The sequence below is a fragment of the Amaricoccus macauensis genome (assembly GCF_049800915.1).
Lineage (GTDB): Bacteria > Pseudomonadota > Alphaproteobacteria > Rhodobacterales > Rhodobacteraceae > Amaricoccus > Amaricoccus macauensis_A.
The window spans coordinates 252,040-277,412 of record NZ_JBNAFY010000001.1 but is presented as its reverse complement, the minus strand read 5'-3'; the positions used below and the strand labels follow the sequence as shown (position 1 = coordinate 277,412).

21 protein-coding genes and 1 riboswitch are annotated in these 25,373 nt (G+C 64.4%); of the genes, 12 read left to right on the top strand and 9 right to left on the bottom strand.

What is annotated here, in order from left to right:
* Nucleotides 1-83 precede the first annotated feature (83 nt).
* Complete coding sequence (locus ACP15W_RS01140; protein ID WP_424930991.1) at nucleotides 84-515, bottom strand: PACE efflux transporter; 432 nt, start codon at nucleotides 513-515, stop codon at nucleotides 84-86.
* Between the two features lie 236 nt (nucleotides 516-751).
* On the opposite strand from ACP15W_RS01140, the gene ACP15W_RS01135 reads away from it, so the two are divergent.
* Nucleotides 752-2,086, top strand: a complete 1,335-nt coding sequence (locus tag ACP15W_RS01135) for an MATE family efflux transporter (protein ID WP_424930990.1) — start codon at nucleotides 752-754, stop codon at nucleotides 2,084-2,086.
* Nucleotides 2,087-2,101: 15 nt separating this feature from the next.
* Here the strand turns inward: ACP15W_RS01135 and ACP15W_RS01130 are convergent, their stop codons facing one another.
* Nucleotides 2,102-3,706 carry a sodium:solute symporter gene (locus tag ACP15W_RS01130; protein ID WP_424930989.1) on the bottom strand — a complete coding sequence of 535 codons (1,605 nt, stop codon included), beginning with the start codon at nucleotides 3,704-3,706 and terminating at the stop codon, nucleotides 2,102-2,104.
* Nucleotides 3,707-3,874: 168 nt separating this feature from the next.
* A complete protein-coding gene (locus ACP15W_RS01125) occupies nucleotides 3,875-5,002 on the bottom strand; it encodes a carboxylate-amine ligase (protein ID WP_424930988.1) in 1,128 nt (375 codons plus the stop codon).
* Between the two features lie 192 nt (nucleotides 5,003-5,194).
* On the opposite strand from ACP15W_RS01125, the gene ACP15W_RS01120 reads away from it, so the two are divergent.
* Both ACP15W_RS01120 and ACP15W_RS01115 read left to right on the top strand, forming a co-directional pair.
* Nucleotides 5,195-6,190 carry an endonuclease/exonuclease/phosphatase family protein gene (locus ACP15W_RS01120; RefSeq protein WP_424930987.1) on the top strand — a complete coding sequence of 332 codons (996 nt, stop codon included), beginning with the start codon at nucleotides 5,195-5,197 and terminating at the stop codon, nucleotides 6,188-6,190.
* A gap of 30 nt (nucleotides 6,191-6,220) precedes the next feature.
* Nucleotides 6,221-6,856, top strand: coding sequence for an FMN-binding negative transcriptional regulator (locus ACP15W_RS01115; RefSeq protein WP_424930986.1), 636 nt, complete (start codon nucleotides 6,221-6,223; stop codon nucleotides 6,854-6,856).
* Between the two features lie 6 nt (nucleotides 6,857-6,862).
* On the opposite strand, the gene ACP15W_RS01110 is transcribed toward ACP15W_RS01115, so the two are convergent.
* The 3 genes from ACP15W_RS01110 to ACP15W_RS01100 all read right to left on the bottom strand — a co-directional run bounded on the left by ACP15W_RS01110 (nucleotide 6,863) and on the right by ACP15W_RS01100 (nucleotide 10,000).
* Entirely contained in the window at nucleotides 6,863-7,264 is a 402-nt protein-coding gene (locus ACP15W_RS01110) for a hypothetical protein (RefSeq protein ID WP_424930985.1), read from the bottom strand.
* Nucleotides 7,265-7,370: 106 nt separating this feature from the next.
* Nucleotides 7,371-8,360, bottom strand: a complete 990-nt coding sequence (locus ACP15W_RS01105) for an NADPH:quinone reductase (protein ID WP_424930984.1) — start codon at nucleotides 8,358-8,360, stop codon at nucleotides 7,371-7,373.
* A 146-nt stretch (nucleotides 8,361-8,506) separates the two neighbouring features.
* Nucleotides 8,507-10,000: a BCCT family transporter gene (locus tag ACP15W_RS01100; RefSeq protein WP_424930983.1), complete on the bottom strand. Its 1,494-nt coding sequence runs from the start codon at nucleotides 9,998-10,000 to the stop codon at nucleotides 8,507-8,509.
* A 189-nt stretch (nucleotides 10,001-10,189) separates the two neighbouring features.
* On the opposite strand from ACP15W_RS01100, the gene trpS reads away from it, so the two are divergent.
* Nucleotides 10,190-11,227: a tryptophan--tRNA ligase gene (gene trpS / locus ACP15W_RS01095; RefSeq protein ID WP_424930982.1), complete on the top strand. Its 1,038-nt coding sequence runs from the start codon at nucleotides 10,190-10,192 to the stop codon at nucleotides 11,225-11,227.
* A gap of 174 nt (nucleotides 11,228-11,401) precedes the next feature.
* Here the strand turns inward: trpS and ACP15W_RS01090 are convergent, their stop codons facing one another.
* The gene (locus tag ACP15W_RS01090; protein ID WP_424930981.1) at nucleotides 11,402-12,403 is read right to left on the bottom strand and encodes a PAS domain-containing protein; all 1,002 of its coding nucleotides are present in this window, start codon (nucleotides 12,401-12,403) and stop codon (nucleotides 11,402-11,404) included.
* Nucleotides 12,404-13,068: 665 nt separating this feature from the next.
* Nucleotides 13,069-13,273, top strand: a riboswitch (cobalamin riboswitch).
* 135 nt (nucleotides 13,274-13,408) lie between these two features.
* Here ACP15W_RS01090 and ACP15W_RS01085 point away from each other — a divergent pair.
* From ACP15W_RS01085 to ACP15W_RS01070, 4 genes are read left to right on the top strand one after another with little or no spacing between them, the layout of a single operon-like run.
* The gene (locus tag ACP15W_RS01085) at nucleotides 13,409-15,250 is read left to right on the top strand and encodes a TonB-dependent receptor plug domain-containing protein (protein WP_424930980.1); all 1,842 of its coding nucleotides are present in this window, start codon (nucleotides 13,409-13,411) and stop codon (nucleotides 15,248-15,250) included.
* Entirely contained in the window at nucleotides 15,250-16,071 is an 822-nt protein-coding gene (locus tag ACP15W_RS01080) for an ABC transporter substrate-binding protein (RefSeq protein ID WP_424930979.1), read from the top strand. Before ACP15W_RS01085 ends, ACP15W_RS01080 begins: the two co-directional genes overlap by 1 nt.
* The gene (locus ACP15W_RS01075) at nucleotides 16,068-17,069 is read left to right on the top strand and encodes a FecCD family ABC transporter permease (RefSeq protein WP_424930978.1); all 1,002 of its coding nucleotides are present in this window, start codon (nucleotides 16,068-16,070) and stop codon (nucleotides 17,067-17,069) included. The genes ACP15W_RS01080 and ACP15W_RS01075 overlap by 4 nt, the downstream gene beginning before the upstream one ends.
* On the top strand, nucleotides 17,066-17,866 hold the full coding sequence (locus ACP15W_RS01070; protein WP_424930977.1) for an ABC transporter ATP-binding protein: 801 nt from the start codon (nucleotides 17,066-17,068) through the stop codon (nucleotides 17,864-17,866). Before ACP15W_RS01075 ends, ACP15W_RS01070 begins: the two co-directional genes overlap by 4 nt.
* Here ACP15W_RS01070 and ACP15W_RS01065 read toward each other — a convergent pair.
* Nucleotides 17,863-19,461, bottom strand: coding sequence for a GAF domain-containing sensor histidine kinase (locus ACP15W_RS01065; protein ID WP_424930976.1), 1,599 nt, complete (start codon nucleotides 19,459-19,461; stop codon nucleotides 17,863-17,865). The genes ACP15W_RS01070 and ACP15W_RS01065 overlap by 4 nt on opposite strands.
* Before the next feature lie 356 nt (nucleotides 19,462-19,817).
* Here ACP15W_RS01065 and ACP15W_RS01060 point away from each other — a divergent pair, with 356 nt between their 5' ends.
* The 4 genes from ACP15W_RS01060 to ACP15W_RS01045 all read left to right on the top strand — a co-directional run bounded on the left by ACP15W_RS01060 (nucleotide 19,818) and on the right by ACP15W_RS01045 (nucleotide 24,948).
* Nucleotides 19,818-20,864: an aldo/keto reductase gene (locus ACP15W_RS01060; RefSeq protein WP_424930975.1), complete on the top strand. Its 1,047-nt coding sequence runs from the start codon at nucleotides 19,818-19,820 to the stop codon at nucleotides 20,862-20,864.
* Nucleotides 20,865-20,892: 28 nt separating this feature from the next.
* The gene (locus ACP15W_RS01055) at nucleotides 20,893-22,044 is read left to right on the top strand and encodes an alpha-hydroxy acid oxidase (RefSeq protein WP_424930974.1); all 1,152 of its coding nucleotides are present in this window, start codon (nucleotides 20,893-20,895) and stop codon (nucleotides 22,042-22,044) included.
* Between the two features lie 366 nt (nucleotides 22,045-22,410).
* On the top strand, nucleotides 22,411-23,766 hold the full coding sequence (locus ACP15W_RS01050) for a hypothetical protein (protein ID WP_424930973.1): 1,356 nt from the start codon (nucleotides 22,411-22,413) through the stop codon (nucleotides 23,764-23,766).
* Nucleotides 23,767-23,994: 228 nt separating this feature from the next.
* The gene (locus ACP15W_RS01045) at nucleotides 23,995-24,948 is read left to right on the top strand and encodes a GAF domain-containing protein (RefSeq protein ID WP_424930972.1); all 954 of its coding nucleotides are present in this window, start codon (nucleotides 23,995-23,997) and stop codon (nucleotides 24,946-24,948) included.
* Nucleotides 24,949-25,085: 137 nt separating this feature from the next.
* Here the strand turns inward: ACP15W_RS01045 and ACP15W_RS01040 are convergent, their stop codons facing one another.
* A complete protein-coding gene (locus ACP15W_RS01040) occupies nucleotides 25,086-25,331 on the bottom strand; it encodes an MliC family protein (protein WP_424930971.1) in 246 nt (81 codons plus the stop codon).
* Between the last annotated feature and the right edge of the window lie 42 nt (nucleotides 25,332-25,373).

Genomic DNA, 25,373 nt, shown 5'->3' with positions numbered 1-25,373 from the left:
TCAAACGGCTTTGCACGTGGGATGTCCCTCGTCCCACTTCCAGTCCCTCGACGCGCTCCGGGCACAATAAAATCATGCCGTGTCTAACAGTGTCGCATCCGGGCCGTGCCGACGGGAAAGAGCCGGTCGTAGCCCCAGGTGAAGGCAAAGGTATAGACGACGTAGAACGCCGCAAAGGACAGGTCCATCATCAGCGCAGCGACCAGTGAAATCTGGAGCCACCAGGCCATCAGGGGCAGGAGGATCGCCAGAAGGGTCACTTCGAAGCCAATTGCATGGACCACCCTGAGCGGCAAAGACTTCACCGCACTGCCTCGCGAGCGCACCAGGAGCCTGTCGAACCCGATGTTGTAGAGGAAGTTCCAGACCGTGGCCGCCGTGCCCGCGAGGAGGGCGAGACCGCCCATCTGGGCAACGGAATGGTCGAAGACGAGGGCGAAGAGCGGGGTGGCAACCAGAACTCCGATCACCTCGAAGGCAACAGCCTGACGAACGCGGTCGAATGTCTTGCGCATGGGGGGCTCCGTGATCATTCCGGGCCGTCCCGTATGCACTGCACGTCTGGTGGGGTCGTCCCCATCACGTGCGATAGATGAGACCGGAACTCTTACGGGGCAAGAGCCCCTGCCCGTCTCCGGTTCGAAAAACATGAAGGGCAAGGCTGTCGTGCCACCACCAGACTGCACACCGATTGCGCGAATCCCGACCGCAGGCTAGAGCGGCCGCCTGTGCCTGCCTCCGGATGACCACCTTGCAGAATACCTCCTATCTCTACCACGCGCGCCGCACACTCGTGCTGGCCTGGCCGATGATCCTCAGCCGTGTCGGGCTCGTCACCATGAGCATGATGGACGTGATCGTCCTCGGACGCGCCGGAGCCGAGGAACTCGCCAACTACGTGCTGGGCCAGGCGATCTACGACAGCCTCATCGCCATGAGCGTCGGCCTGATGCTCGGTGTGCCGGTTCTGGTCGCGCGTGAGATGGGCGCGGAGAATGCGCCGGCAGCGCCCGTGATCCTGCGTCGTGGGCTGGTTCTGGCGCTTGCACTCGGGCTGGGCCTCTGTGCCCTTCTGCAGTTCGCAGGCGGGCTCTACATGCTCACCGGTCAATCAGCGGAACTGGCGGCACGTGCCGCAAGCGTCACCCGCATTCTGGGCCTCGCCCTGCCGCTTGTCGGGCTCTACTATGTCTGCGCCTCCTATCTCGAGGCGCAGCACCGTCCGATGCCGGGTTTCGTGGCCATTGCCTGTGCCAACGTCCTCAACCTGCTCTTCAACATCGTGCTTGTCCTCGGCCTCGGCCCCTTTCCCGCGCTCGGCGCACCGGGCTGTGCCATGGCGACGGTCTTCACATTCGCGCTCTCGGCCATAGGCTTGATGATCTACCTGCGCCGGGACATTCGCGGGCGGCTCTGGTCGGTCGCCAACGTCCCGCCCGTGCGGGAAATGGTCCGGATCGGGCTCGCCTCGGGCTCCTCGTTCCTCTTCGAGGCCACGGCCTTCGCGGTGCTGGTCCTGATCATCGGGCGTCTCGGGCCGCTGGCGCTCGCCGCGCATGGTGTCTTGTTCCAGTTTCTCGCCTTCACCTTTATGATCGCCTTCGGCATCGCCGCGGCCACGCAAGTGCGGGTGGGCAATGCTTGGGGTCGGCAGGATGCCTCCGGCATGGCGCGCGCCGGATGGACCGGGCTTGCGCTCTCGACATTGGCCACCGGTGCGCTCACGCTGGTCTTTGCCCTCGAACGGGAGGGGTTCGTGCGGTTCTTCACCACCGACGAGGCCGTGGTCGCTGCCGCCCTGCCCGTCTTCTTCTGGATCATGCTCGCAACGATCTTCGATGGCGGGCAGACCGTCATGAACTCCGCCTGCCGCGGCCGGGGCGACACATGGGTGCCCACCGGGCTGCACTTCCTCAACTATGCGGTCGTCATGGTGCCGTCCGCCTGGGTTCTGGCGATCAGCTTCGGACAGGGACTCGCGGGGATCTACCAGGGCATCCTGCTTGCAAGCGTGCTCTCGGTCGGGCTGATGGCGCTTCGGTTCCACGTCCTGACGCAGCGCCTCGAGCCCCGAACCACCGGCTGAGCCGGGGCTTTGGCCTCACCAGAACCAGAGGATGAACCCCAGCGTGCAGACGACGAGAAACCCGGCCCAAAGCGTGCGATCAGTCCAGATCGGACGCTCGAGGTGGCGGAAGATGTGCGCCGTTTCCTCCCCCGACCAGACAAGACGGCCGATATCCTCGGACGCCGATTGCCGCGTGGTCCAGGACAGCGTCACGTGGACCGCAATGCCCATGAGCATCATCAGGCTCGACATCACCGTATAGTGGATGTCCGGCAGGCCCGCCGCCGCCCAGATGCCCGTTACCTCCTTGGCGATGAAGAGCGGAACGCCGACGACAAGGCCTGTGATGATCGTCCAGAAGGCGCCCGTTCCGTTCAGCCAGGGCACGAAGAGACCCAGCACGTAAACCACCACGATGGTCGGCACGACATAGCTCAGGGACGACTGGAAATAGCTGAAGAGACTGCCGAAAGAACCGATGAAGGGCGCATAGAGCGCACCGAACACCATGACGATGCCGGTAACGATCCGCCCTAGGCGGACCTGCTGCGCCTCTGATGTCTCGGGTTTCAGCGGCTTCCAGAAATCCTTCACCACCAGCGTGGAGGCGGAGTTCATCGCGCTGTCGAGTGAGGACATGATGGCCGCGATCAGGGCCGCGAGGATCAGCCCGCGCAGACCGATTGGCATCAGCTCGAACGCGAGCGTGGGAAAGGCGAGATCGGGGGTCTCGAGGTCCGGGTATAGCTTCAGGGCAATCAGCCCCGGCAACACCATCAGGAAGATGTTCGGCAGCTTCAGGAATCCTGCGAAGAGCGCACCGACCTGCCCCTGACGCAGGGTCCGGGCGCCGAGCGTCCGCTGCACCACGAACTGGTTGATCGTCCAGTAGTAGAAGCCCAGCAGCACGACGCCCCAGAGCCCGGTCCAGGGCAGGAAATCGTCCGAGGCGGGCAGGACAAGGTGCTGCATCGCCTCATCCGTGCCTTCGAAGATCGCGCTCCAACCGCCAACCTCGTTCATGCCGATGAGAAACAGCGCCGTGGCGGCAACGATCAGCAGGACGGCCTGCACCGTGTCGGTCACGACCACCGCCGAAAGCCCACCCAGAATGGTATAGAGGCCGGCGACCGCCGCGAGCAGCGCCACGGCGGTCCAGAGGTTCAGGAGCGGCGTGGTGTTGGCGATGACGAGGCCGCCGGCATAGAGTGCACCGGCGGTGTCGATGAAGAGGATCGCGAGCAGCGTGAAGGCCGAGAAGGCGCGGCGCGAGCGCACGTCATAGCGGCGCTCGAGAAACTCCGGCACGGTGGAGACCTTCGCGCGCAGGTAGGACGGCAGGATGAAGATCGCGAAGAGGATCAGCACGAGCGCGGCGGTCCACTCGTAATTGAAGATCACCACGCCATTCTCATAGGCTCCGCCCATCAACCCGACGAAACTCGAGCCGGACATGTTCGAGGCAAAGAGCGAGAAGCCGATGAGATACCAGGGGAGCGTGCGGCCGGCGAGAAAGTAGCTCTCCGAGCCGCTGCCGGATTTGCGCGAAACGTGCCAGCCATGGGCCATGATCGCCGCGAAATAGATCCCCACGATGGTGTAATCTATCCACGCAAGATCGAATTTTGCCTCGCCCATGCCGCCCCCTCTGCGCTTGTGTTCTTTTGCAGGGGTGCAACGCGCCCCGGACGCACCGGGTTCCGGAAAACGCCTGCAACAGACACGGCACGGGAGTGCCTTACCGAGACCCTGGGAACTCGGTGGAAAGCCGCTATCCGGCAATCGTGCGCCGTTCAGACGAGGCAACTAGTGCGCTGTGAATTCCTCGATCAGGTGATCGACAACCGCACGAAGGGCCGCGGGGGTGCCGGCGCCTTCCTCCATGGCTTGCGCATAGACCTTGCGCTGGCGCACGGCGGAGGTGCCCTCCTGAACGATCTGCCGCAGACCGAGAAGCTCGGTCGTCGAGCCCAGCGCATCGGCATCCTCCGCCATCATCTCGATCAGTTCCTCGACCAGATCGCTGACCGGAACCGACTTGCCGCAGCCATGGTCGATCAGCTCGCCCTCCACCCCATAGCGCTGCGCCCGCCAGCGGTTCTCCCGGATCAGGGTGTTGGGGTAGATCCGCCAGCGCCGGTTGCGCGTGCGCAGCCGGTAGAGCCAGGACAGAAGCGCCTGATAGAGCGCGGCAAGGGCTGCGACATCCGATAGCCGCGGACAGACATCCGTGATCCGCTGCTCGAGCGTCGGAAATTTCGCCGAGGGCCGGATATCCCACCAGATCTTCGAGCCGTCCTCGATGCAGCCCGCGGATTCAAGGTGCTGGACCAGCCGGACGAATTCCGAATGGCTGTAGAGCGGGTCCGGGAGCCCGGTCCGCGGCATGGCATCGAACACGGTCAGCCGGTAGCTCGAGAGCTGGGTATCGGTGCCGTCCCAGAAGGGCGACGAGCCCGAAAGTGCAAGCAGGTGCGGCAGGAAATAGGCCGCCTGGTTCATGAGGTCGATGCGCATGTCGGGGTCCTCGATGCCCACATGCATGTGCATCCCGCAGATCAGCAGCCGCCAGGCCGGGCCGCCGATGTCGCTCCAGAGGCCTTCATAGCGTTCCTTCTTCGTGTGGCTCTGCTGCCGCCACTGCGCGAAGGGATGGGTGGAGGCCGCGATGACCGCGTAACCGAAGGGCGCGGCAGTCTCGGTCACGCCCTTGCGCAGCCCGCGCAACTCGTCCACGGCATCGGCCACGGTCCTGTGGGGCCTTGTGCCCACCTCGATCTGGCATTGCAGGAACTCGGGCGTGACCCGCTCGCCCAGCACCTCGCCACACGCCTCGAGATAGGCCGGATCGGGCTCGGCCACCAGGTCCCGGGTCTCGCGATCGACGATGAGATATTCCTCCTCGATCCCGAGGGTGAGGCTCGGCTTGTCCATTCTTCTTCCCCCCTGAATTTGCCGAAGAGTGTGCGGGAGCAGGCATTTGCGGTCAATGGCCGCAAGCATACGTGACCGGGGCCGGCCTCCCCGATCGCGATGCGATCGGTTATACTGTTACCATTGCGACACGGCCTTTCAGCATGACTTTCACCAAATCCGATTCCCCCAAAGCTGGCAGGAGACACCGCCATGCGCCTCATGTCCTACAATATCGAATGGTTCGATGACCATTTCGAACCCGACAACAGCCTCAAGACCGATGCGGCCTCGATGAAGAAATTCGCGGCCGTGGCCGCAACCATCTCCGCCATCGACCCCGACCTGATCGGCATCACCGAAGGTCCGAACACCACAACCACCACCGGCGAGCGCGACACGGTGAAAGCGCTTGAAACCTTCGCCGCCGAGAAGGGACTGCGCCAGCGCAAGGCGCTGATCGGCTTTCCCTCTCCCGGCCGGCAGGAGATCGCGGCTCTCTACGACCCGGACGTGCTCTCGGCGACCCATGATCCCGGCGGACGGGCTGGTGCGGTGCGCAACCCGCGCCTCGACGAGAGCTTCCAGATCGACAGCGACGCGGACGGCATCAAGGAGATCTACAGGCATTACCGCCCGCCGCTGGAGGCACGCATCACCCGCGCCGATGGCGCACCGCCCTTCTGGATCATGGTGGTCCACGCCAAGTCCAAGGGCATCTTCACCGCCCAGGACCGCGTTCACTTCGAGCGCACGTCCGAGCGCAACCGGCGCAAGCTCTTCGCCGAATGCACCTCCGTGCGCATCCGCGTCGATGAATGGCTGGACGCGGACCGGCCCGTGGCGGTGATGGGAGACGTGAATGACGGGCCGGGCTTCGACTTCTACGAAAGCCGCTTCGGCCGCTCGGCGGTGGAGCTCATCATGGGCAACATCTTCGAGCCCGACCGACTGCTGCGCTATCCCCTGGGCGAACCGAAATGGGGCCGCTACGGCTGGGAGCCCTCGACCGCCCGCTTCACCGACAGGTTCACCGGCGATCTGGTCAACGCACTCATCGACCACATCATGGTCTCGCGCCATTTCACCCCGCAGGGCGAGAGGCCCGCGCGGGTCTGGAACCCCTACCAGTTCGAGGAGGCCGAACCGCTCAAGAGCGCATTGCGCGACGCATCGGACCACTTCCCGGTAACACTCGATATCGTCTAAGGGTAGCGCAGCCAGCTACGGGAGCAGCCCATGTATATCCCTCCACAGTTCGAGGAGATCAGCCAGGACGAGATCGCCCGCGTGATCGAGGCCGCACCGCTAGCTGCCATCGTCGCGCAGACCGATCAGGGGCTGGTGGCCAACCACATTCCGCTCCTGCCCGGCAAGGGAAACCTTCTGATCGGTCATGTGGCGCTGGCAAATGACATGCACCGGCTGATCGCGGACGGGCAAGAAGTGCTGGTAATCTTCCAGGGCATGGACGCCTACGTCTCGCCCAACTTCTATCCCTCCAAGGCCGAACATCACCGCCATGTACCAACCTGGAACTACCAGGCAGTGCATATGCACGGGATCATCACCTTCCAGCACGACACCCCGTCCAAGCGCGCGGCCGTGGGCCTGCTCACCCGGACCCACGAGCGGCGGCTCAACGGCGCGGCGGCGTGGCGGATGGCCGATGCGCCGGCCGACTACATGGAGGACATGCTTGCCGCGATCGTCGCCCTGCGGATCGAGGTCAGCCGAACGCTCGCCAAATCGAAGCTGAGCCAGAACCGCGAGGCGCGCGACTATCTCGGCACCATCGAGGGATTGCGTGCAACTGGGAACGTCGAGATGGCCGACCGCATGGCGGGTCGTGGGATTGCCGACAAAGAAAGCTGAACCGGCTTAGCGAATCGAGAGGGCGATCCGGAACGCACTGGCTTTCCCGGTGTCTTTGTCATTTCCCATCTGGTAGACGCGGATCGTGTAGGTTCCGCTCTTGGGAAGCGTCTGCGTGATGGCGTTTCCATCCATCGAGCCGATATGGATCGCCTCGCCCGCGCTGCCCGGCGGAAGGATGTTGAAGTAGACCGTTCCGTTGCCATCGCTCTCGGTCACGGTCAGCTCCACGAGCATTTCCTGCCCTTTTTCCGCCCCGACGCGATAGTCCCGATATTCGTTTCCCGTAACACTGCCCTCAACCGTCGTGCCGTAGTTGCCGGTCGAGAAATGCACATCCTCCGACATCTGCGCTGATAGGGGCGTTGCAAGTGCGAGCGCTGTGCAGAACGCAATGAAGCGGATCATGATGGCCTCCCCGGTGACTGTGCGGCCGCAGGCTCCTAGGACCGAGAACTGCGCCGATCCGGCATGATACTCTGCGCCTGTCCCGTTCATGTGACAATGGCCGGGATCATATTCGCAAGATGACCGGCCCGGACCGCGCGCCGTCTGCGATCATGTCGTGGGCCCGTGCGCAGTCGGCCAGGTCGAGCACCTCGGAAATTCTCAGGTCGAGCGCATCCCGTTCGAGCAGCGCCGTGAGATCCGCGATGGCCCGTCCCCGAGCCTCCTTTCCAAGCAGATAGATCAGGATCAGGTCGATGGTCACCGCCTTGAACATCAACGGGTAGAAGGGCAGCACCGGCGTCATGTCCTGCGCAGAGCCGTAGGCAGCTATGGTGCCACCCTCCGCGATGATCCGGGTGTCGGTCTCGATGTTCCTTCCGAACTCCACCTCGATGATCCGATCAACAGAGGCACCGCCAGTTGCCGCAAGGATCTCGTCCGCCAGATCGGGCCCTGAATAGTCGAAGACCTCATGCGCACCCGCAGCCCTTGCCGCCTCCAGACCCTCCGCACCCCGCGCCGTGGCGAGAACCCGCGCGCCCGATGCGGCCGCGATCTGAACCGCGATGCGCCCGACCGTGCCGGCACCGCCGCTGACGAGCAGGGTCTTTCCCGCGACCGAACCGCCGCCCAGCACCGCATGGACGGCCGTCAGCCCCGGAATGCCCAGCACCGCACCGGCCTCGAAAGAGACATTCTCCGGCAGGGAAACGGCCTGATCGGAGGGCAAGGCGATGAATTCCGCCGCCGTTCCGAAGGCCCGCCTCCATTGGCCATTCCAGATCCAGACCCGTTCACCGATCCGGCCCGAGGCGACACCCTCGCCCACCGCCGCGATCACGCCTGCGCCGTCGCTGTGCGGTATGATCTGCGGAAACGGCGGCTTCACGACGCCCGGCCGCCCGCCTGCGCGGGCCCGGATATCCGAGGGGTTCACGCCGGATGTGGCAAGACGAACGAGCACCTCACCCGGTGCCGGATCGGGCGTCGGCAGGTTCTCGAGGTGCAGGACCTCGCAGGCCGGTCCGAAGCTTTCGTAGGTCATGGCGCGCATGGCAATTCCCCCTCGGTGTGATGTGCGGTTCAACGTTCCAGAATGCGGCGGGAACGCTCAAGGATCCGGTCGCAGCCACATCCAGACAAGAACTCCGAGATAGGCGAAAACCGTCAGATTCAGCATCGTGTCGATCAGTCCCGCGCTCATTGCCGCTTCTCCCGCCGCAGCGACCGGAAGAGGCATATCACCAGTACCGGCACGATGAAGACGAAGGCGATGGCCGAAAGCGCAATGACCGACCGCACCAACCCGACATCGCCCACAAGCACCATCGCGAGCCCCAGCGCGCCCAGGATCGCACCCCAGATCGTGCGGATGCGGGGCGAAGGGTTCTCGTCACCGCCCGTGCCGATCATGGCAAGGGTAAAGCCCGCGCTGACCACGGAGGTCACGACGAAGAGAAACGCCGCCACGATGGTCGCGGCGTGGGTGACCCCGGCGAGCGGAAACCCGTCGAGCAGGGCGAAAGTCGTTGCGTCGAGATTCTCGCGATTGATGGCGGAGAGCCCGGCCTCCTGCCGCAGCGCGTCGAAAAAGCCGAGACCGCCGAATACCCCGAACCAGAGGATGGAGAACAGCGTCGGCGCAACGATGACCCCGATCAGGAACTCGCGGATGGTGCGCCCCCGCGAGATGCGGGCTATGAAGATCCCGACGAAGGGCGACCATGCGAGCCACCAGATCATGTAGTTGAGCGTCCAGCCCTCGAACCAGTTCACCACGTCCTGATCGAAGAATTCCGCCGTGGAGAAGCCCGCCGGCAAAACCCCGAAGACATAGCGGCCGAACCCGCTGACGATGCCGTTCATCAGGTAGGAGGTCGGCCCGAGCACCAGCAGATAGACCATCAGCCCCACGGCGATGAGCATGGCCGCGTTCGAAAGCCGCGCCATGCCCTCGCCGAGATCGCGCCGGAGGGGAATCGAGAAGGCCAGGCACATCACGGCGAAGACCGGCAGGGTCAGGACGCCGGGGTTCTCGACGTCGATGAGGCCCGCCAGCCCGGTCTGGACCTGGAACACCCCCATGGCGAGCGAGCCGGCCAGTCCGACGGCGATGGCGACGATCGACAGGAGATCGAAGGCCCAGCCGAGCGCGCGCGTCCAGCCCGCCTCGCCGAAGGCATCCGCCACCGGCGCGCTGAGCAGGAGCGTGCGGCCCCGGCGATAGGCGAAATAGGCAATGATGAGCCCCACGACGCCGTAGATCGCCCAGGCGTGAAACCCCCAGTTGAGATAGGTCACGAACAGCGCATAGCCCGCGGCCTGCGGATCGCTCCCGAACTTGCGCAATTCCTCGAAATGGGTGAGCGGTTCCGCCGCACCATAGAACAGCAGCCCGACCCCCATGCCGGCCGCGAACAGCATCGCGATCCAGGCCGGAGTGGAAAATTCCGGTTCCGACCCGTCGGGCCCGAGACGGATGGTGCCAAAGCGCGAGAAAGCGAGGAAAAGCGCGACGAAAAGCAGCCCGCTTGCCTCGAGCATGATGAACCAGCCACGGCTCTGGAACTGCATCGCGACCGCAGCCGAAGCCAGGCTCCCGAGCCCCTCGGGATCGGCAATGCCCCAACCTGCAATCACGGCACTGATCGCAATCGCGATGATCAGCAGCGGGCTGGTGGTCTTGCCGATCATGTTCTCGGCTCCTGATGCCTGAAACGGAAACCTGCGCAGCCGGAGCCTAGTTGCCCACCGGGCCGCTGTCCATGGATGCTGCCCACGGATCTCGGCCCGAAGACCCGATGCTTCGGGCGCAGGTTGACCTCCGCCGGGCAAGCGGGGATAAGCGCCGGGTTTTCCCGCCTCAGGCAACGGACCAGACAGATGACCGAAGCGACTTCCGCGGCGCCCGCCTTTTCTCCCCGTGTGTTCTCGGGGATCCAGCCGTCGGGCAACCTCACGCTTGGCAATTATCTCGGCGCGCTCCGGCGTTTCGCCAAGATGCAGGACCAGGGCATCGAGACGATCTACTGCATCGTCGACATGCACGCCATCACCGTCTGGCAGGACCCCGCGAAACTGAAGCAGGCCACCCGCGAGCTTGCGGCCGCCTATCTCGCCTGCGGCCTCGACCCCTCGCGGTCTATCCTCTTCAACCAGAGCCAGGTGCCGGCGCATGCGCAATTGGCCTGGATCTTCAACTGCGTCGCGCGCATGGGCTGGATGAAGCGCATGACCCAGTGGAAGGACAAGGCGGGCAAGAACTCGGAGAACGCGAGCCTCGGCCTCCTAGCCTATCCCGCGCTCATGGCCGCTGACATCCTCGTCTATCACGCCACCCATGTGCCCGTGGGCGAGGATCAGAAGCAGCATGTGGAACTGACCCGTGACATCGCGGCGAAGTTCAACAACGACTTCGACACGCCGTTCTTCCCCAGCCCCGAGCCGATCATCGAGGGCGCGGCCACGCGGGTCATGTCCCTGCGCGACGGCACCAGGAAGATGTCGAAATCGGACCCGTCCGACATGAGCCGCATCAACCTCACCGATGACGCCGACGCCATCGCCCAGAAGATTCGCAAGGCGCGCACCGATCCCGAGCCCCTGCCCTCCGATCTCGAGGGCCTGAAGGAGCGTCCGGAGGCCCGCAACCTGGTCAACATCTATGCCGCGCTCGCCGATACGACCCCCGAGGCGGTGATCGCGGAGCATGGCGGTCAGCCCTTCTCGGCCTTCAAGCCGGCTTTGGCGGACCTCGCGGTGGCGCATTTGTCGCCCATCACCTCGAAGATGAGCGACTATCTCGGCGACGTGTCGGAGATCGACCGCGTTCTTGGCGACGGCGCCGATCGCGCCCACGCCATTGCAGACCCGATCGTGGCCCAAACCCGCGATATCATCGGAATGGTCCGCAGCCGCTGAACCGGCTGACGGGAGAAACTCGGCCCGTGATCTGAAGTCAGGTCGCGGGCAGCGTCTTCTGGGCAAATCGACAGCCACACGTCATGCACCCGTCTGATCTGAAAAAATGGTGCCGGTGGAGAGAATTGAACCCTCGCGGATTGCTCCGGCCGGGTTCAAGCCGGCTGCGATCTCCTACATCGGGAGTTCGACTTCGACGACCAATCCGGTTTCCGGCCAATGCATGTCGATCGATCCGTTCGCGACCGCGATCAGGTCGTTGATGATCCGGAAACCTCCGTTCCGTTTCGGCATCGAGACGGGTGGCCCGCCACTTTCCTGCCAGCAGAACGCGACGCTGCGGGACGCACCCAGATCACGTATTTTCCAGGAAAGGCGGACGACGCCATTCGTCGTGCTGAACGCGCCATGTTTGATCGAATTCGTCGCCAGTTCATGCAGGATAAGGGCGAGGCAGGAGGCTGCAGACACCGGCAGAGCGACATCAGGCCCGGACAGGGCGAACCCCTCCGCCTCGTCGAACGCGTAGGCCTTCAAGATTGTTCGGGCAATCTCATCAAAATGCAGGCCGTCATCTTCGACCCCCCGGAGAAACTGGAAATGGGCATCGCTGAGAGTCGCCAGCCTTTCGGCAATGAGCGAACCCAGGGTCCGGGGATCGGTCTCCTGGCGCGCGGTCATCCGAATGATGGCGGACATCACGTTGACGATATTTCGCAATCGGTGGAGCAGTTCGGCATTGGCGAGCTTCCGAGCCTGCTCCTCCGCCTCTCTTTTCGCGGTCACATCGAGCTGGGAGCCGAAAAAATAGGCCAGGTTCCCGTCCTCATCAAAGATCGGGCCGATCTGGAGCGCATTCAGGAACTTTGATCCGTCCTTGCGGTAGTTGACGATCTCGACAGTATCGACCTTGAGACTTTGGAGTATGGACCGAATTTCCCGAACACTTTGAGCGGTGGTCTCCGCGCCCTGGAGCAACCTGCAGTTCTTGCCGATGATCTCTTCCCCGGAATAGCCGGTGAGGTCAATGAAGGCCTGGTTGCAGAAAACGATCGGGTTCTCCGGCAGATTCGGGTCCGAAATGCTGAGCGGTATCCTGGCGTGTCGAACGGCCCGTCCCATCATTCGGTCATTCCAGAGGTTCCAGCGTTCGAGCGCGGCCTCGATTTTCACCATCCTTCTCCCGTCAATCAATCTCGGCAACTCGATTACTCAACAATGCCTTTTCAGGCCTCTCCCGAAGGACGCTACCATACTGAACGATAGACGAACACTCATCTTGAAACTTCCGGACCGACATCGGAACCGGCTCGGCATCCGCATGCCAATCGGTCGGGCCATGCGGATTCGTGCGGTTGGGGAAAACCTCACCGAACAAGGCAGGCCAAGGGGTTTGCTGGTGCGGACGACGGGACTTGAACCCGTACTCCCAGAGGGAAGCAGATTTTCGCACCACTTCGCCTTTCGACGCCGCCTCCTCGTGCCGGAGACGTTCGTGGTCCGGACTGTCCCTTCACCCTGGCCCCCGCCTGCGCGTGAGGATTTAGGTGCCGCCCGTCCAGTCTCTACACCTTCCCCCCAAGAGAGGGGCTTGGCTCGGGATTGGCCTGGGATCGCAAACACGATCCTTTAGCGTTCCCCGACTTTGAGCGGTTCTACTCCGGCCGTTTCCAGCCGGGCACTCCAATTGAAGTCTGCTGCGTCTACCGATTTCGCCACGTCCGCACAACGCGAGAGGCGCTACCCAAAGGGGGCGGAAAAGTCCAGCCGGATTTCTCGTCCGCAGGTGTTCGCGCGCCCTTGATACCATCTGACACCTTGACTTCCCTTCGCACTCGCGGAAAAAGTCGCGCCGTTCGGGTGCCCGTCTTGCCGGCGGGCCAAAAGGGAATGCGGTGAGGGTTCGACGCCCGAAGCCGCGGCTGCCCCCGCAACTGTGAGCGGCGAACCCGCGCCTACATATGCCACTGGGCCTCATGCCCGGGAAGGCAGGCGCCAGGGTGATGACCCGCGAGCCAGGAGACCTGCCCGGGCCTTCACCCAACCGACGCGCGGGGTGCGCGAAGGTGCGGCCATCCGCAGCGGTGATCGACAATCACTGTCCGCGGCGGATGGGTCTCTCCCGATGCCGAGGACGAGACCGGAACCGGGCCCATCGGGCCTGCCCGCTGGAGGGACTACATGCACAGATACCTGACACCGGCCCTGTCGGTTCTCGCGGCGTTGCACGCCACGACCGCGCTTTCCCAGCCGCTCTCGGATGACGCCATCGAACTCGACGAACTGGTGATCTCCGCCAACCGCGTCGCAACGCCCCAGGACAAGACCGGCGCATCGGTCTCCGTGCTGAGCGAGAGCGAGATCCGGGCCGATGACCGCCCCTTCGTGCTGCAGCAACTCACCACCCTGCCCGGCGTTACCTTCAGCCAGAACGGCGCACCCGGCTCCAGTTCGGGGTTCGCGATCCGCGGCGCCTCCGAACAGTATGTCCGCGTCTATGTTGACGGGATCGAAATCTCCGACCCCACCGGCACCCAGGTCTCTCCCTCGCTCTCGGGACTGCTGACCGGCGACATTTCCCGCGTCGAAGTGCTGCGCGGCAGCCAGTCCGCCCTCTATGGCGGCCAGGCCGTGGGCGGCGTGATCGACATCACCTCGAGCCGCGCCACCGAGGACGGCTTCCAGACCCGCTACACGCTCGAAGGCGGCTCCTACAACACCTTCCGTGGCAATCTCGGCTTCGCGGGGCGCGACGAGCGCGGCGAGTTCTCCCTCGACATCAGCAACTACACCACCGATGGCTTCTCCTCGGCCGATGAGGACGACGGCAATTCGGAGGATGACGGCTTCGAGACCACGCGCATTTCCGGAACCGGGCGGATCAACACGTCCGAGGCCGTCGCGCTCTTCGGCTCGGCCTTCTGGCAGACCCAATCGGGCGACTATGACCGCGGCTTCCCGATCAGCGACGCCGATTTCGACTATGATTCAGAGCAGTGGGGCGCCCGGTTCGGCGCCGACATCGCCCCCTTCGGCAGCCGCCTGGCGCACCAGCTCGCCATGAGCTACTTCGACGTCGAACGGGAGTACAACGACGATTTCCCCTATTCGACCGAAGGAAACCGCATCAAGGCCGAGTATCTCGGCAACCTCGACTGGTCCGACATCCTCGGCTTCCAGTTCGGTGCCGACTGGTCGAAGGAAACCACCGACCCGAGCAATGCCGACAAGGAAGACAGCGCGATCACAGGCATCTTCGGTCAGGCCGACTGGTCGCCGATCTACGCGCTGACGGTCAACGCAGCCCTCCGCCTCGACGAGCACTCCGAGTTCGGCAGCTACACCTCCGGACGCCTCACCGGCGCCTATGAACTGCCCACCGAAACCGTGCTGCGCGCCTCGCTCGGCTCGGGCTTCCGGCCGCCCTCGAACTACGAACTCTTCTCGCTCTACGGCAACCCGGATCTCGATCCCGAAACCAGCCTGAGTGCCGATCTCGGCGTCGAGCAGGCCTTCGCCGGCGGGCGCGGCAACGTCTCGGCCACGTTGTTCTGGCTCGAGATCGAGGACCTGATCGAATACGACTTCGCCACTTCGGCCTACGCCCAATCCGATGGCACCTCCGAGAGCAAGGGTGTCGAGCTTGCCGCCGCCTGGGAAATCACCGAGGCCCTCAGCCTGCTGGGCAGCTACACCTACACCGATGCCGAGGATGCCGACGGAGAGGACCGCGACCGGATCCCGCGCCACGACTTCTCCGTCTCGCTCGCAGGTGCGGTGAACCGCATCTCCTACGGCCTCGAGGCCCGCTATGTCGCCGACTACACCGATGGCGGCACGGCGGACACGGAGAACTTCGACGAGGACTTCACGGTGGTGAACGCGCGCGTCGCCTATGCGCTCACCGATCAGGCCGAGGTCTACCTCCGGGCCGAGAACCTGTTTGATGCCGAATACCAGACCGCGCGCGGCTACGGCACCTCCGACCAGGCGTTCTTCGCCGGCATCCGGGGCACGTTCTGATGACGGGGCGGCTGCGGCCCCTGCTTCTAGCCGGGCTGTTCGCCGCCGCCCCCACAGCCCCCGTCGTTCATGCCGATGACGCGCCCGCGCGCGTCGTCTCCATGAACCTCTGCACCGACCAGCTCGCCATGATGCTCGCGCGGCCCGGCCAGCTCGTGGCCGTGAGCGACATCGCGCAGGACCCGGTCTCCTCCGCCATGGCCGAGGAGGCAGGCGCCTACCCGTTCCACCACAACAGCGCTGAGGAAATCTACCTGCTGGAGCCCGATCTCGTGCTCGCGGGCACCTACTCGCCGCCCGAAACCGTGGCGCTGCTCCGCCGTCTCGGCATCCGCGTCGAGGCCTTCCCGATCGGGGCGAGCTTCGAGGACATCCGCAGCGCCGTGCGCCGCATGGGCGATCTCCTGGGCACGCCGGACCGCGCCGAGGTGCTGATCACGCGCATGGATGCAGCACTTGAAGCCCCCACGCCCGAGACACGCCCCCGCGCCGCGGTCTACTACTCCAACGGCTATACTTCCGGCGCGGGCAGCCTCGCGAATGCGGTGATAGACGCGGCCGGAATGGACAACATCGCCGTCGAGGATGGTCGAAAGGGCCTGTCCCGCCTGCCGCTCGAGACCCTCATCCTCTCCGATCCCGACCTGCTGATCACCGGCCAGGAATACAGCTCCCCCGCCCGCGCGCAGGAAATCCTCCGCCACCCGGCCCTCGGGGCCGTCACCCGCGCCCGCGAAAGCGTCGCCGGACGGCTCTGGGTCTGCGCGACGCCGCGCGCCGCAGAGGCCGTGACCCAACTCCGGCAGCACCTCCAACCATGAGGGGCCGGACCTCCGCGCGGATCACCATCGCCGTTCTCGCCGTCTGCGTTCTCGTGCTCTTCCTCTGCGCGCTCCTCATCGGACCCGCGGGCCTCGGCGTGCGCGAAAGCCTCGACGCGCTCCTCTCCGGACGCGGCGAAGCCACCGCCCTGGTCATGCGCGAAATCCGCCTGCCCCGCGCACTGCTCGCCGTCCTGATCGGGGCGGGCCTCGGGGCCTCGGGCGCGACACTTCAGGGCTACCTGCGCAATCCGCTTGCCGAACCGGGCCTCCTGGGCATTTCGGGCGCCGCCGCCTTCGGGGCCGTGCTGGCGCTCTATACCGGGCTTTCCGTCGTCTTCCCCCTCGCCTTGCCTCTCGCGGGGCTTTCGGGCGCTTTCGCCGCCACCGCCATCGTCCAGATACTGGCAGGCGCCTCGGGCAGCTCGATCAGCCTCATCCTCGCAGGTATCGCCGTTTCGAGCCTTGCGGGCGCGCTCACCTCGCTGGTGCTGAACCTCGCGCCCAACCCCTTCGCCGCCTCCGAGATCGTCTACTGGCTGCTCGGTTCGCTGGCGGATCGATCGCTCTCCCATGTCTGGCTGGCCGGCCCCTTCATCCTCGTGGGCCTCGTGCTGCTCTTTGCCACAGCCCGCGCGCTCGATGCGCTCACGCTCGGCGAGGACACCGCCGCCTCCATGGGCGTGAATGTCGCGCGGACCCGGCGATTGGCGGTCTATGGCACGGCTCTGGCCGTTGGCGCGGGCGTGGCGGTCGCCGGGGCCATCGGCTTCATCGGCCTCGTGGTGCCCCACCTCCTGCGCCCGCTCACCGGCGGTCTGCCCTCCCGGCTCCTGCCCGCCTCCGCCCTTGGCGGCGCGGCCCTGCTGCTGCTGGCTGATCTTGCCGTGCGGGTCATCGCCCCCGACCGCGATCTGAAGCTCGGTGTGCTCACGGCACTTGTCGGCGCGCCTTTCTTCTTCTGGCTGGTGCTGAAGAACCGCAGGACCATGACATGACCGCGCTTCTCTCCCTCTCGGGTCTCGGCGTCACCCGCAAGAAACGCCAGATCCTCGATGGCGTCTCCATGGAGGTGAAACCGGGCGAACTCGTGGGCCTCCTCGGCCCCAATGGCGCGGGCAAGACAACGCTCATCCGCACCGCCCTCGGCCTCGGTGCACCGGCCCGCGGCAGCGTCCGGCTTGGCGGCGACCCGGCAAGCGCGCTTGCCCCGGAAGAGCGCGCGCGCCGCGCCGCCTACATTCCCCAGGACCGCACCATCGCCTGGCCCGTCACTGTCGAAACCCTGGTAGGCCTCGGGCGGATGCCCCACAGCGCAAGCAGAACGGAGAACCGTGCCGCCATAGACACCGCCATCGCCGAAATGGGGCTCGATGCCATGCGGCTCCGGCCCGCCACCGAGCTCTCGGGCGGCGAGCGCGCCCGGGTCCTGATTGCCCGCGCGCTCGCCCAGTCCGCGCCGCTTCTCCTGGCGGACGAACCGCTTGCGGGTCTCGATCCGGCCCACGCGCTGTCGCTGATGAACACGTTTCGCCGGCTTGCCCGCGGCGGGCGCGGGCTTCTCGTGTCGCTCCATGACCTGGGGATTGCCGCGCGCTGGTGCGACCGGATCATCCTGCTCTCGGGCGGTCACGTGATTGCCGATGGCCCGCCCGCGGACGTGCTCGACGCGGCGCTCCTTGAACGGGTCTACGGCATTCGCGCGCATGTCTCCCAGGGTTCCGACGGCCTGATGATCATGCCGGTGGACGTTCTCGAGCAGACGCACACGCACACAAGCCCCGACCCGGCCTAGGCCTCTTTCGTTTCCGCCTCCTGCATGACCTCCGCCGAGGTCGGAAAGACCACGTGAAACGTGGTGCCCTTCCATTCGGCCGTCTCGAAGGAGATCTTGCCGAGATGCTGGTCGACAATTGCCTTGACGATACTCATGCCAAGCCCGCTCCCTTCCTTCACACGGTAGCTGTCCGCGCGTGAAAACCGCTCGAAGAGCGATGGCTGTATTTCGGGCGGAATGCCGCTCCCATTGTCCGTTACCCAGAAGCCATGGCCATCGCTCGAAATCCCGAGGGTCACGGCGGTTCCTTCCGGCGCCGCCTTGACCGCGTTGGTCATCAGGTTCGTGAGCAGCCGGAGTATGCTCTGCTGGTCGAGCTTCAACTTCGGCTCGAGCCCCGTGGCATCCTCCAGTTGGACGGCGACACCACATTCCGCGGCATAGGGCGCGACCGTCGCGACCGCCCTTTCCAATATCGGTCGCAATCGGACAGCCTCGAAATCCGCCGCATGCTTTCCGGCACGCAGGGTCTCGATATCGAGAAGGTCGCTGACCATCTGCTGCACCACATCGGCGTTGCGCATCGCCATCTGGACCATCTCCCGCAGGGCCACAGCCATGCCGACCGATTGCGCATCGAGGAGGCAGAGCGCGCCGTAAAGCGAGGTGAGCGGTGTCTTCAGGTCGTGGCTGACCGTCGAGATGAGCTGATCCTTGGCGCGCTCGAAGCGGTTCTGTTCAGTCACGTCGCGGATCACCCCGAGATAGCCCAGATGCTCGCCCTTTTCGGTTCGAACACTGGCACCGGAGACCTCCCCCTCGAAGGTGGTGCCATCCGCGCGCCGGAATGAGAGGGTGAATCTGTCCTTCTCCATTGCGGCATTCTGGTTGAACCGTTTGCGGCCTGTTTCCTCGTATTCCGCCATACTCTCGTAGAGTATCGCCGTCTGTCGGCCGATAAGCTGCTCAGGGGTATACCCGAAGTGCCGTTCCAGGGCCGGGTTGATCAGCGTGACCCTCCGGTTGACGTCAGCCACCATCACCGCCTCGGGAACAGCATCGATTACTGCGGCAAGAAGGCTTCGCTGTTCGCGCAATTCGCGCCGTTCGGCCTCGAGCTTCAACTCGTTGCCAAGCCAGCGCGCAAGGAAGGTCACGAAATCCTTCTGCGCCTGCGTGAAGGGCGCGGTCCGCGCTGCGATGCTGGAGAAGTTGAGCGTGCCGAAGGGCTGGCCGCCCCGCAGCACCGGCGCGCCGATATAGCTCTCCAGCCCGAAATTGAGGTAGCAGGGATGCTCCGCGATCTCCTGCTTTCCGGCGTGATGGAATGCCGTGACGGCGGAATTTCGCAGCGTGTGAAGGCAATAGGTTCCGTTGACGTCGAATGTCGCCCCCGCCGTCGGCGCCCAGTCGGGCCCGTTCACGTAAAGCACCTCGTAGACCGGATCGGTGATCGAACTGACGATCCCGAGCTCCAGATCCAGTGTCTCCAGACCGAGAGCGATCAGCCGCTCAACCTTCTGGCCCAGGCTCAGGTCGGGCTCGACCGCCAGAAGATAGAGCTGCTTGAGAGGATCACTGAACCGGGGCTGGACAGTCTGATCGAATTTCATCTTGACCCTTCTGGAATACCTGCGCGCAACCGGTCCGGACCGCCGCATGCACCGGCCCTTTTCGGCAAATCGCTCAACAAGTCACTGGCGCCGCCCGACCGAAGGTCCCGCAGCTGAGATTTAGCACTTCACTCGTGTTGAATACCGGCCAGTAGCTACCGGGGATGGCTTAACATGCCGCTACCCCACCGCACGCGGGCAGGCCTCCGCGCGCAAAGGTACCTCCGCGCCGCAATGCTGCTGTCCCGAAGCGCCCCATCGATTTGTCCCTATCTGCCGCGCCTTGCGTCTTGGGCTTGAATTCACCCGCCGGGCGGGTCAACTGTGCCCGCGCGTAAAAAAAGTGGGGAAGTCGCGTGAAAAAGCACAAGCTCGGCCGGAGCGATCTCGAAGTGAGCCAGTTCTGCCTCGGTACCATGACCTGGGGCAGCCAGAACACCACCGAAGAGGCCCACGCCCAGATCGACTGCGCGCTCGATCACGGCATCAACTTCCTCGACACTGCCGAACTCTACCCCACCACGCCCGGCTCGGCCGAAACCGCCGGCAACACCGAACGCATCATCGGCGAGTGGATCGCACGCAGCGGCCGCCGGCAGGACATCATCGTCGCCACCAAGATCGTCGGTCCCGGCAACAGCACCGTGCGCCCGCCGAAATCCGAACCGATCGGCCCCGAGACGATCCGCCGCGCGGTGGACGAAAGCCTCGCGCGACTCCGCACCGACACCATCGACCTCTACCAGCTCCACTGGCCCAATCGCGGCTCCTACCACTTCCGCCAGCACTGGACATACGACCCAACCGGCCAGGCGAAGACCCAGCGCGCCGAGTTTCTTGCGATCCTCGAGACGCTGGCCAGCCTCAGGGCCGAGGGCAAGATCCGCCATGTGGGCCTCTCCAACGAAAGCGCCTGGGGCACCGCACTCTGGCTCGAACTGGCCGAGGCGCACGACCTGCCGCGCATGATCTCGATCCAGAACGAATACAGCCTGATGTGCCGGCTCTTCGATCTCGATCTGGCCGAACTGTCCCACCACGAGGATGTGGGCCTCATGGCCTACACGCCGCTTGCGGGCGGGCTTCTCACCGGGAAATACGCAGGCGGCGCGATCCCCGAAGGCAGCCGACGCAGCTTCAATCCGCAGCTCGGCGGCCGGGTGAACGAGAGATCTCTCGCCGCTGCCGAAAGCTATGTGGCGCTCGCCCGCGACCACGGGCTCGAGCCCGCGCAGATGGCGCTTGCCTTCAACGCCTCGCGCCCCTTCATGGGCGCGGTGATCATCGGGGCCACCAGCCTCGACCAGCTTGCCACCAATATCGGCGCGGCCGAAATCACGCTGAGCGACGAGGTGCGCGAAGGCATCGCCGCCATCCATCGCGCGCAGCCGATGCCGATGTGACCAAGACGCAAGAAACGGGGGGAACGCCATGCGACTGAAGGACTGCCACAACTTCCACGATTTCCGCAGGCTGGCGAAGCGGCGCCTGCCCTCGCCGATCTTCAACTACATCGACGGCGGCGCGGATGACGAAAGCACCCTGCGGCGCAACACCACCGCCTTCGACGCCGTGGACCTCGTGCCGGACGTGCTGCGCGGGGTCGCGGACGTGGATCTCTCCGTCACCACCATGGGCCAGAAACTCGACCTGCCGGTCTACCTCTCGCCCACGGCCCTTCAGCGCCTTTTCCACCACGAGGGCGAACGCGCCACCGCCCAGGTGGCGGAAGAGTTCGGCACCATGTTCGGCGTCTCCTCCCTCGGCACCGTCTCCATGGAGGAACTGGCAAAGAAGCACGACATTCCCCAAGTCTACCAGTTCTATTTCCACAAGGACCGCGCCCTCAATTCCTCGATGATGGCCAAGGCCAAGGAAAGCGGCATCAACGTGATGATGCTCACGGTCGATTCGATCACGGGCGGCAACCGCGAGCGCGACCTGCGCACCGGCTTCTCCATTCCCTTCCGCCTTTCCGTCGCGGGCATGACCCAGTTCGCCATCAAGCCGATGTGGGGCATCAACTATGTCACCCACGAGAAGTTCTCCCTGCCCCAGCTCGACGCCCATATCGACATGAAGGGCGATGCGCTCACCATCGGGCGCTATTTCACCGAGATGCTCGACCCGACCATGACCTGGGACGACGTGGAGAAGATGGTCGCCGAATGGGGCGGGAAATTCTGCCTCAAGGGGGTGATGAGCGTCGAGGACGCGCGCCGCGCCGCGGATATCGGCTGCTCGGGCATCGTGCTCTCCAATCACGGCGGTCGCCAGCTCGATGGCTCCCGCGCCGCCTTCGACCAGCTCGACGAGATCGTTCAGGCCGTGGGCGACCGCATCGACGTGATGATCGACGGCGGCGTGCAGCGCGGGACCCATGTGTTGAAGGCGCTGGCCCTCGGCGCAAAGGCGGTGGGGCTCGGGCGCTACTATCTCTTCCCTCTCGCCGCTGCCGGTGCGCCGGGTGTTTCCCGCGCCATGGCCCAGCTGAAGGCCGAGCTTGTGCGCGACATGCGCCTCATGGGCTGCAGGTCCGTCGCGGAACTCACCCCTGAAAAACTCCGCACCCGGCCGCGATAGGGGCGCCCGCACCCCCCGTTGCGGCATGAAACGTGACCGACCCGAGGGTGGAAGCGCGGGAGCGCTTTCGCGGATCACCCCCGCCCCAATATCGCAAACGTCTACATCGCCCCCCGCCGTGAAATGCGGGGGCTTGCGACGTATCAGGTAACAGACACCAGGCGTTGCCGCACAGGCACCGCAATGACCTGCACTTATTTTCACCATTTTTTACGCATTAAAATCAGAATATTAGCGGACACTCTCCCATGAGTTGACCATACATTGCCTGGATTGGCGGCGCGAAAAGTGGAACCATGGTCGGGAAAGCGCGGTTGATTAGTCAGCCTTTGAAAGGGCGCATGAAAGCAAGGGAGACCTTTCAAAATGAGAACCATGACCAGAAGCCTTCTTCTGACGACCGCGATCACTGTTCCTCTGGCCAGCACCGCCGTTGCGCAGACTGTTGCCGATTTCAGCGAAGAGGAACTTTCGAGCAAAAGCGAGGCATGTCGCAGCCTTGCGGAAGCCTATCGCGGCCTGAGTGGTGACCTGGTCGTTCTTCAGGAGAACATCTTCGCCGCTGTCGATGCAGACGCGGAAGAGGACTGTCAGGTGCTCCGCCAACGCGCAAAGGACTCCAGTCAGACCACCACCCAAAGCACGACAGAAAACGAGACCACGATCGACTCTCAGAACGACCCGCAGAGCGAAACGGTCAGCGATCAGGTCGATCTCACCGAGGAAGCGACGATCGAAGGTCAGGCGGAAGTCACCATTCCTGATCCCGATGTCGATGTCGCCGTACCGGCCCCCAGGGTGATGGTAAACAAGCAACAGCCCCAGGTCACGGTTGCCGGGCGTTCGGCCGATATCCAGGTCGAACAGAAGCAGCCAAAGGTGACCGTGGAAATTCCAGACATCATCGTCCGGATCCAGATGCCTGCACCCGACATCTATGTCCTAAGCTCCGACCCCGACATCCGGATCAACTCCGATGATCCCCAGGTTCAGGTCGAACAGGGTGATCCGAAGGTCACGGTCACGCAGGCCGATCCGGAACTGAACGTCGATCTCGGCGTGGATGTCGACGAGAGCGGGACCGGGACCGAACCGGCCGCCAACGTGCAGAACACCGAGGGTGGCTCCGACAGCGCGGGCAACCAGACGCAGAACGTCGACGCAGATACGGAAGTGGCGAACTCCGAAGCTCAGGTCGAAATCGTTCAGGCGGAGGGCGAGCCGGAGATCGCATACGAGCAGAGCGACCCCAACGTTTCGTTCGAAAGCGCCGAGCCCGAAGTGTCCGTACTGATGGCGGAACAACCGACGATTGAGATTCAGCAGGACGGCGAGCCGAACGTCGTGATCGAGACGGCCGAAGAACGCGAGCAGCGTCTCTCCCAGCGGCAATCGGAAGAGGCCGCGGAAACCGGTACGATGACGACCGTCGATGACCTTCTGGAAATGGACGTCGTGACGGCGGACGGCGAAGAACTCGGCAATCCCGAGGCGGTCGTGGAAATCAACGGCAGTCCGAACCTCGTGTTGAACAGCGGCGGCTTCCTTGGCCTTGGTGGCAAGCAGGTTCCTGTTCCGCTGTCGCGGGTGACGCAGCAGGACGACGATGAACTCGTCGTGACCGGCATGACGGAAAGCGACATCGAAGCTGCGAACGACTTCGAATATGACGACAACCTCGAGCTGGCCGACGATCAGGAAGTCCGGATCGGCGGCAACTGAGAGTTGCGCGAGACTTGAGCTTTTTGGGGGGCCGGGTGCGGCCCCCCGTTTGCAACGCGACTGCCAAAAGCGAGTGGACCGCACACCCCCACCTGCCGTATTTTTAGACAGGCAAGGCGAAGTGCCCGGCCATTGATCCGTTCCCGGTTGACTGTAACACCGCACTCACCGACCGTTGATCTGATTTTGCCACCCTGTATCTGCCCTAGAGATCAACGGAGCCACCGCATGGAAGAGACCCTGGAGCTTGCCAAGCCCTCTGATCGGACCTTCATACAGGTTTCGGAAGTCTGGGTGCCCGAAGGCGATGTGCTCGTCCATCGCGGCGGAAACTACGGCGCGTTTGATGGCTTCGCCGAGGCCTCCCGCCGGCAGAGCTTCGCCAAGGGTGAAGGGCTTCCCGGCAAGGCCTGGGCCGAAGGGCGCCCCGTCGTGCTCAAGACCTTCGACGGCTCCTATTTCAAGCGCACCGAGGCGGCACGGGAAGCGGGCCTCACCAGCGCCGTTGCCGTGCCCGTCTTTGCCGGCGCCGAACTGAAGGGCGTTCTCGTGGTGCTCTGCGGAGACGATGCCGAACACGCGGGCGCCATCGAGGTCTGGGAAGATCGCGACAATGCCCTGAGGCTCGATGATGGCTACTACGGCACGGCGCAAACCTTCGAGGCCGTCTCGCAGACGATCAGCTTTTCCCGTGGTCAGGGGCTTCCCGGTGCCGTCTGGGCCGCGAACACGCCCATCCTCATGCGCGATGTCGGCACGACCTATGCCTTCCTTCGTGCGGCCAGCGCGGGTGAGGCCGGGATCAAGACAGGCCTCGGCCTGCCGATCCCCAGCCCCGCCGACAAGACCTGCGTGCTGACACTCCTCTCCGCGCCCGGCACCCCCATCGCCCGCCGGTTCGAGATCTGGGATGCCCGCGCCACGCGAACCGGCAGCGCGAAGAAGGCCATGCTGATCGACGGGATCTGCGAGCGTAAAGGTCCGCTCTGGAGCAACCTCAATCCGCCGGTGGACGCCCCCGTCGCCTCCGCCTGGCAGGGCGCGATCGGCCAGGTCATCGGCTCGGGCCTGCCCCATGTCACATCAGACGCACCCGGCCTTCCGGCGGGTTATACCTCGATGGTGGCCCTGCCGATCTACGACCGTGCGGAGCTTGCCTATATCGTCGCCTGGTATCTCTGAGCGTAGTCACTCCAAGCACGGCTGCCGGGTTCAAACCTTGAGGAAACATGAATTTTCGTATGTATGAAATACCTACGAAATGCATATCAAAGTCATACGCCTTTGCGCACGCGTTCAGGCGTCGAGATGTCGCGGGATCAGGACCGCAAGGCGCAGATATGCGTGGCCCCGCCGGGAAGCTCCAGTGTCATATCCGTGCCCTTGAGCCAGATCGACAACCCCTTGTCCTTGCTGATATATTTCTCGCCTGAGGCCGTCCGCACGCGCCTCAGGTCGGAGGTCTCATTCCCGAGCATGAGGACCACCGCCTCCGGGTTGTCGGCCGGAAACCCGACCGCCCCGCTAGGCCCCACCTCACCACAGGCGAAAGAAACCTCTTTCATTTCAACGTCTTCCACGCTCTCCGCCGCCGCGACCAACGCCAG

What these genes read in the sequence shown, in the direction of transcription:
- ACP15W_RS01140 (WP_424930991.1), bottom strand. Translation starts at nt 515, where the DNA reads ATGCGCAAGACATTCGACCGCGTTCGTCAGGCTGTTGCCTTCGAGGTG.
- ACP15W_RS01130 (WP_424930989.1), bottom strand. Translation starts at nt 3,706, where the DNA reads ATGGGCGAGGCAAAATTCGATCTTGCGTGGATAGATTACACCATCGTG.
- ACP15W_RS01125 (WP_424930988.1), bottom strand. Translation starts at nt 5,002, where the DNA reads ATGGACAAGCCGAGCCTCACCCTCGGGATCGAGGAGGAATATCTCATC.
- ACP15W_RS01120 (WP_424930987.1), top strand. Translation starts at nt 5,195, where the DNA reads ATGCGCCTCATGTCCTACAATATCGAATGGTTCGATGACCATTTCGAA.
- ACP15W_RS01115 (WP_424930986.1), top strand. Translation starts at nt 6,221, where the DNA reads ATGTATATCCCTCCACAGTTCGAGGAGATCAGCCAGGACGAGATCGCC.
- ACP15W_RS01110 (WP_424930985.1), bottom strand. Translation starts at nt 7,264, where the DNA reads ATGATCCGCTTCATTGCGTTCTGCACAGCGCTCGCACTTGCAACGCCC.
- ACP15W_RS01105 (WP_424930984.1), bottom strand. Translation starts at nt 8,360, where the DNA reads ATGCGCGCCATGACCTACGAAAGCTTCGGACCGGCCTGCGAGGTCCTG.
- ACP15W_RS01100 (WP_424930983.1), bottom strand. Translation starts at nt 10,000, where the DNA reads ATGATCGGCAAGACCACCAGCCCGCTGCTGATCATCGCGATTGCGATC.
- trpS (WP_424930982.1), top strand. Translation starts at nt 10,190, where the DNA reads ATGACCGAAGCGACTTCCGCGGCGCCCGCCTTTTCTCCCCGTGTGTTC.
- ACP15W_RS01090 (WP_424930981.1), bottom strand. Translation starts at nt 12,403, where the DNA reads ATGGTGAAAATCGAGGCCGCGCTCGAACGCTGGAACCTCTGGAATGAC.
- ACP15W_RS01085 (WP_424930980.1), top strand. Translation starts at nt 13,409, where the DNA reads ATGCACAGATACCTGACACCGGCCCTGTCGGTTCTCGCGGCGTTGCAC.
- ACP15W_RS01080 (WP_424930979.1), top strand. Translation starts at nt 15,250, where the DNA reads ATGACGGGGCGGCTGCGGCCCCTGCTTCTAGCCGGGCTGTTCGCCGCC.
- ACP15W_RS01075 (WP_424930978.1), top strand. Translation starts at nt 16,068, where the DNA reads ATGAGGGGCCGGACCTCCGCGCGGATCACCATCGCCGTTCTCGCCGTC.
- ACP15W_RS01070 (WP_424930977.1), top strand. Translation starts at nt 17,066, where the DNA reads ATGACCGCGCTTCTCTCCCTCTCGGGTCTCGGCGTCACCCGCAAGAAA.
- ACP15W_RS01065 (WP_424930976.1), bottom strand. Translation starts at nt 19,461, where the DNA reads ATGAAATTCGATCAGACTGTCCAGCCCCGGTTCAGTGATCCTCTCAAG.
- ACP15W_RS01055 (WP_424930974.1), top strand. Translation starts at nt 20,893, where the DNA reads ATGCGACTGAAGGACTGCCACAACTTCCACGATTTCCGCAGGCTGGCG.
- ACP15W_RS01050 (WP_424930973.1), top strand. Translation starts at nt 22,411, where the DNA reads ATGAGAACCATGACCAGAAGCCTTCTTCTGACGACCGCGATCACTGTT.
- ACP15W_RS01045 (WP_424930972.1), top strand. Translation starts at nt 23,995, where the DNA reads ATGGAAGAGACCCTGGAGCTTGCCAAGCCCTCTGATCGGACCTTCATA.
- ACP15W_RS01040 (WP_424930971.1), bottom strand. Translation starts at nt 25,331, where the DNA reads ATGAAAGAGGTTTCTTTCGCCTGTGGTGAGGTGGGGCCTAGCGGGGCG.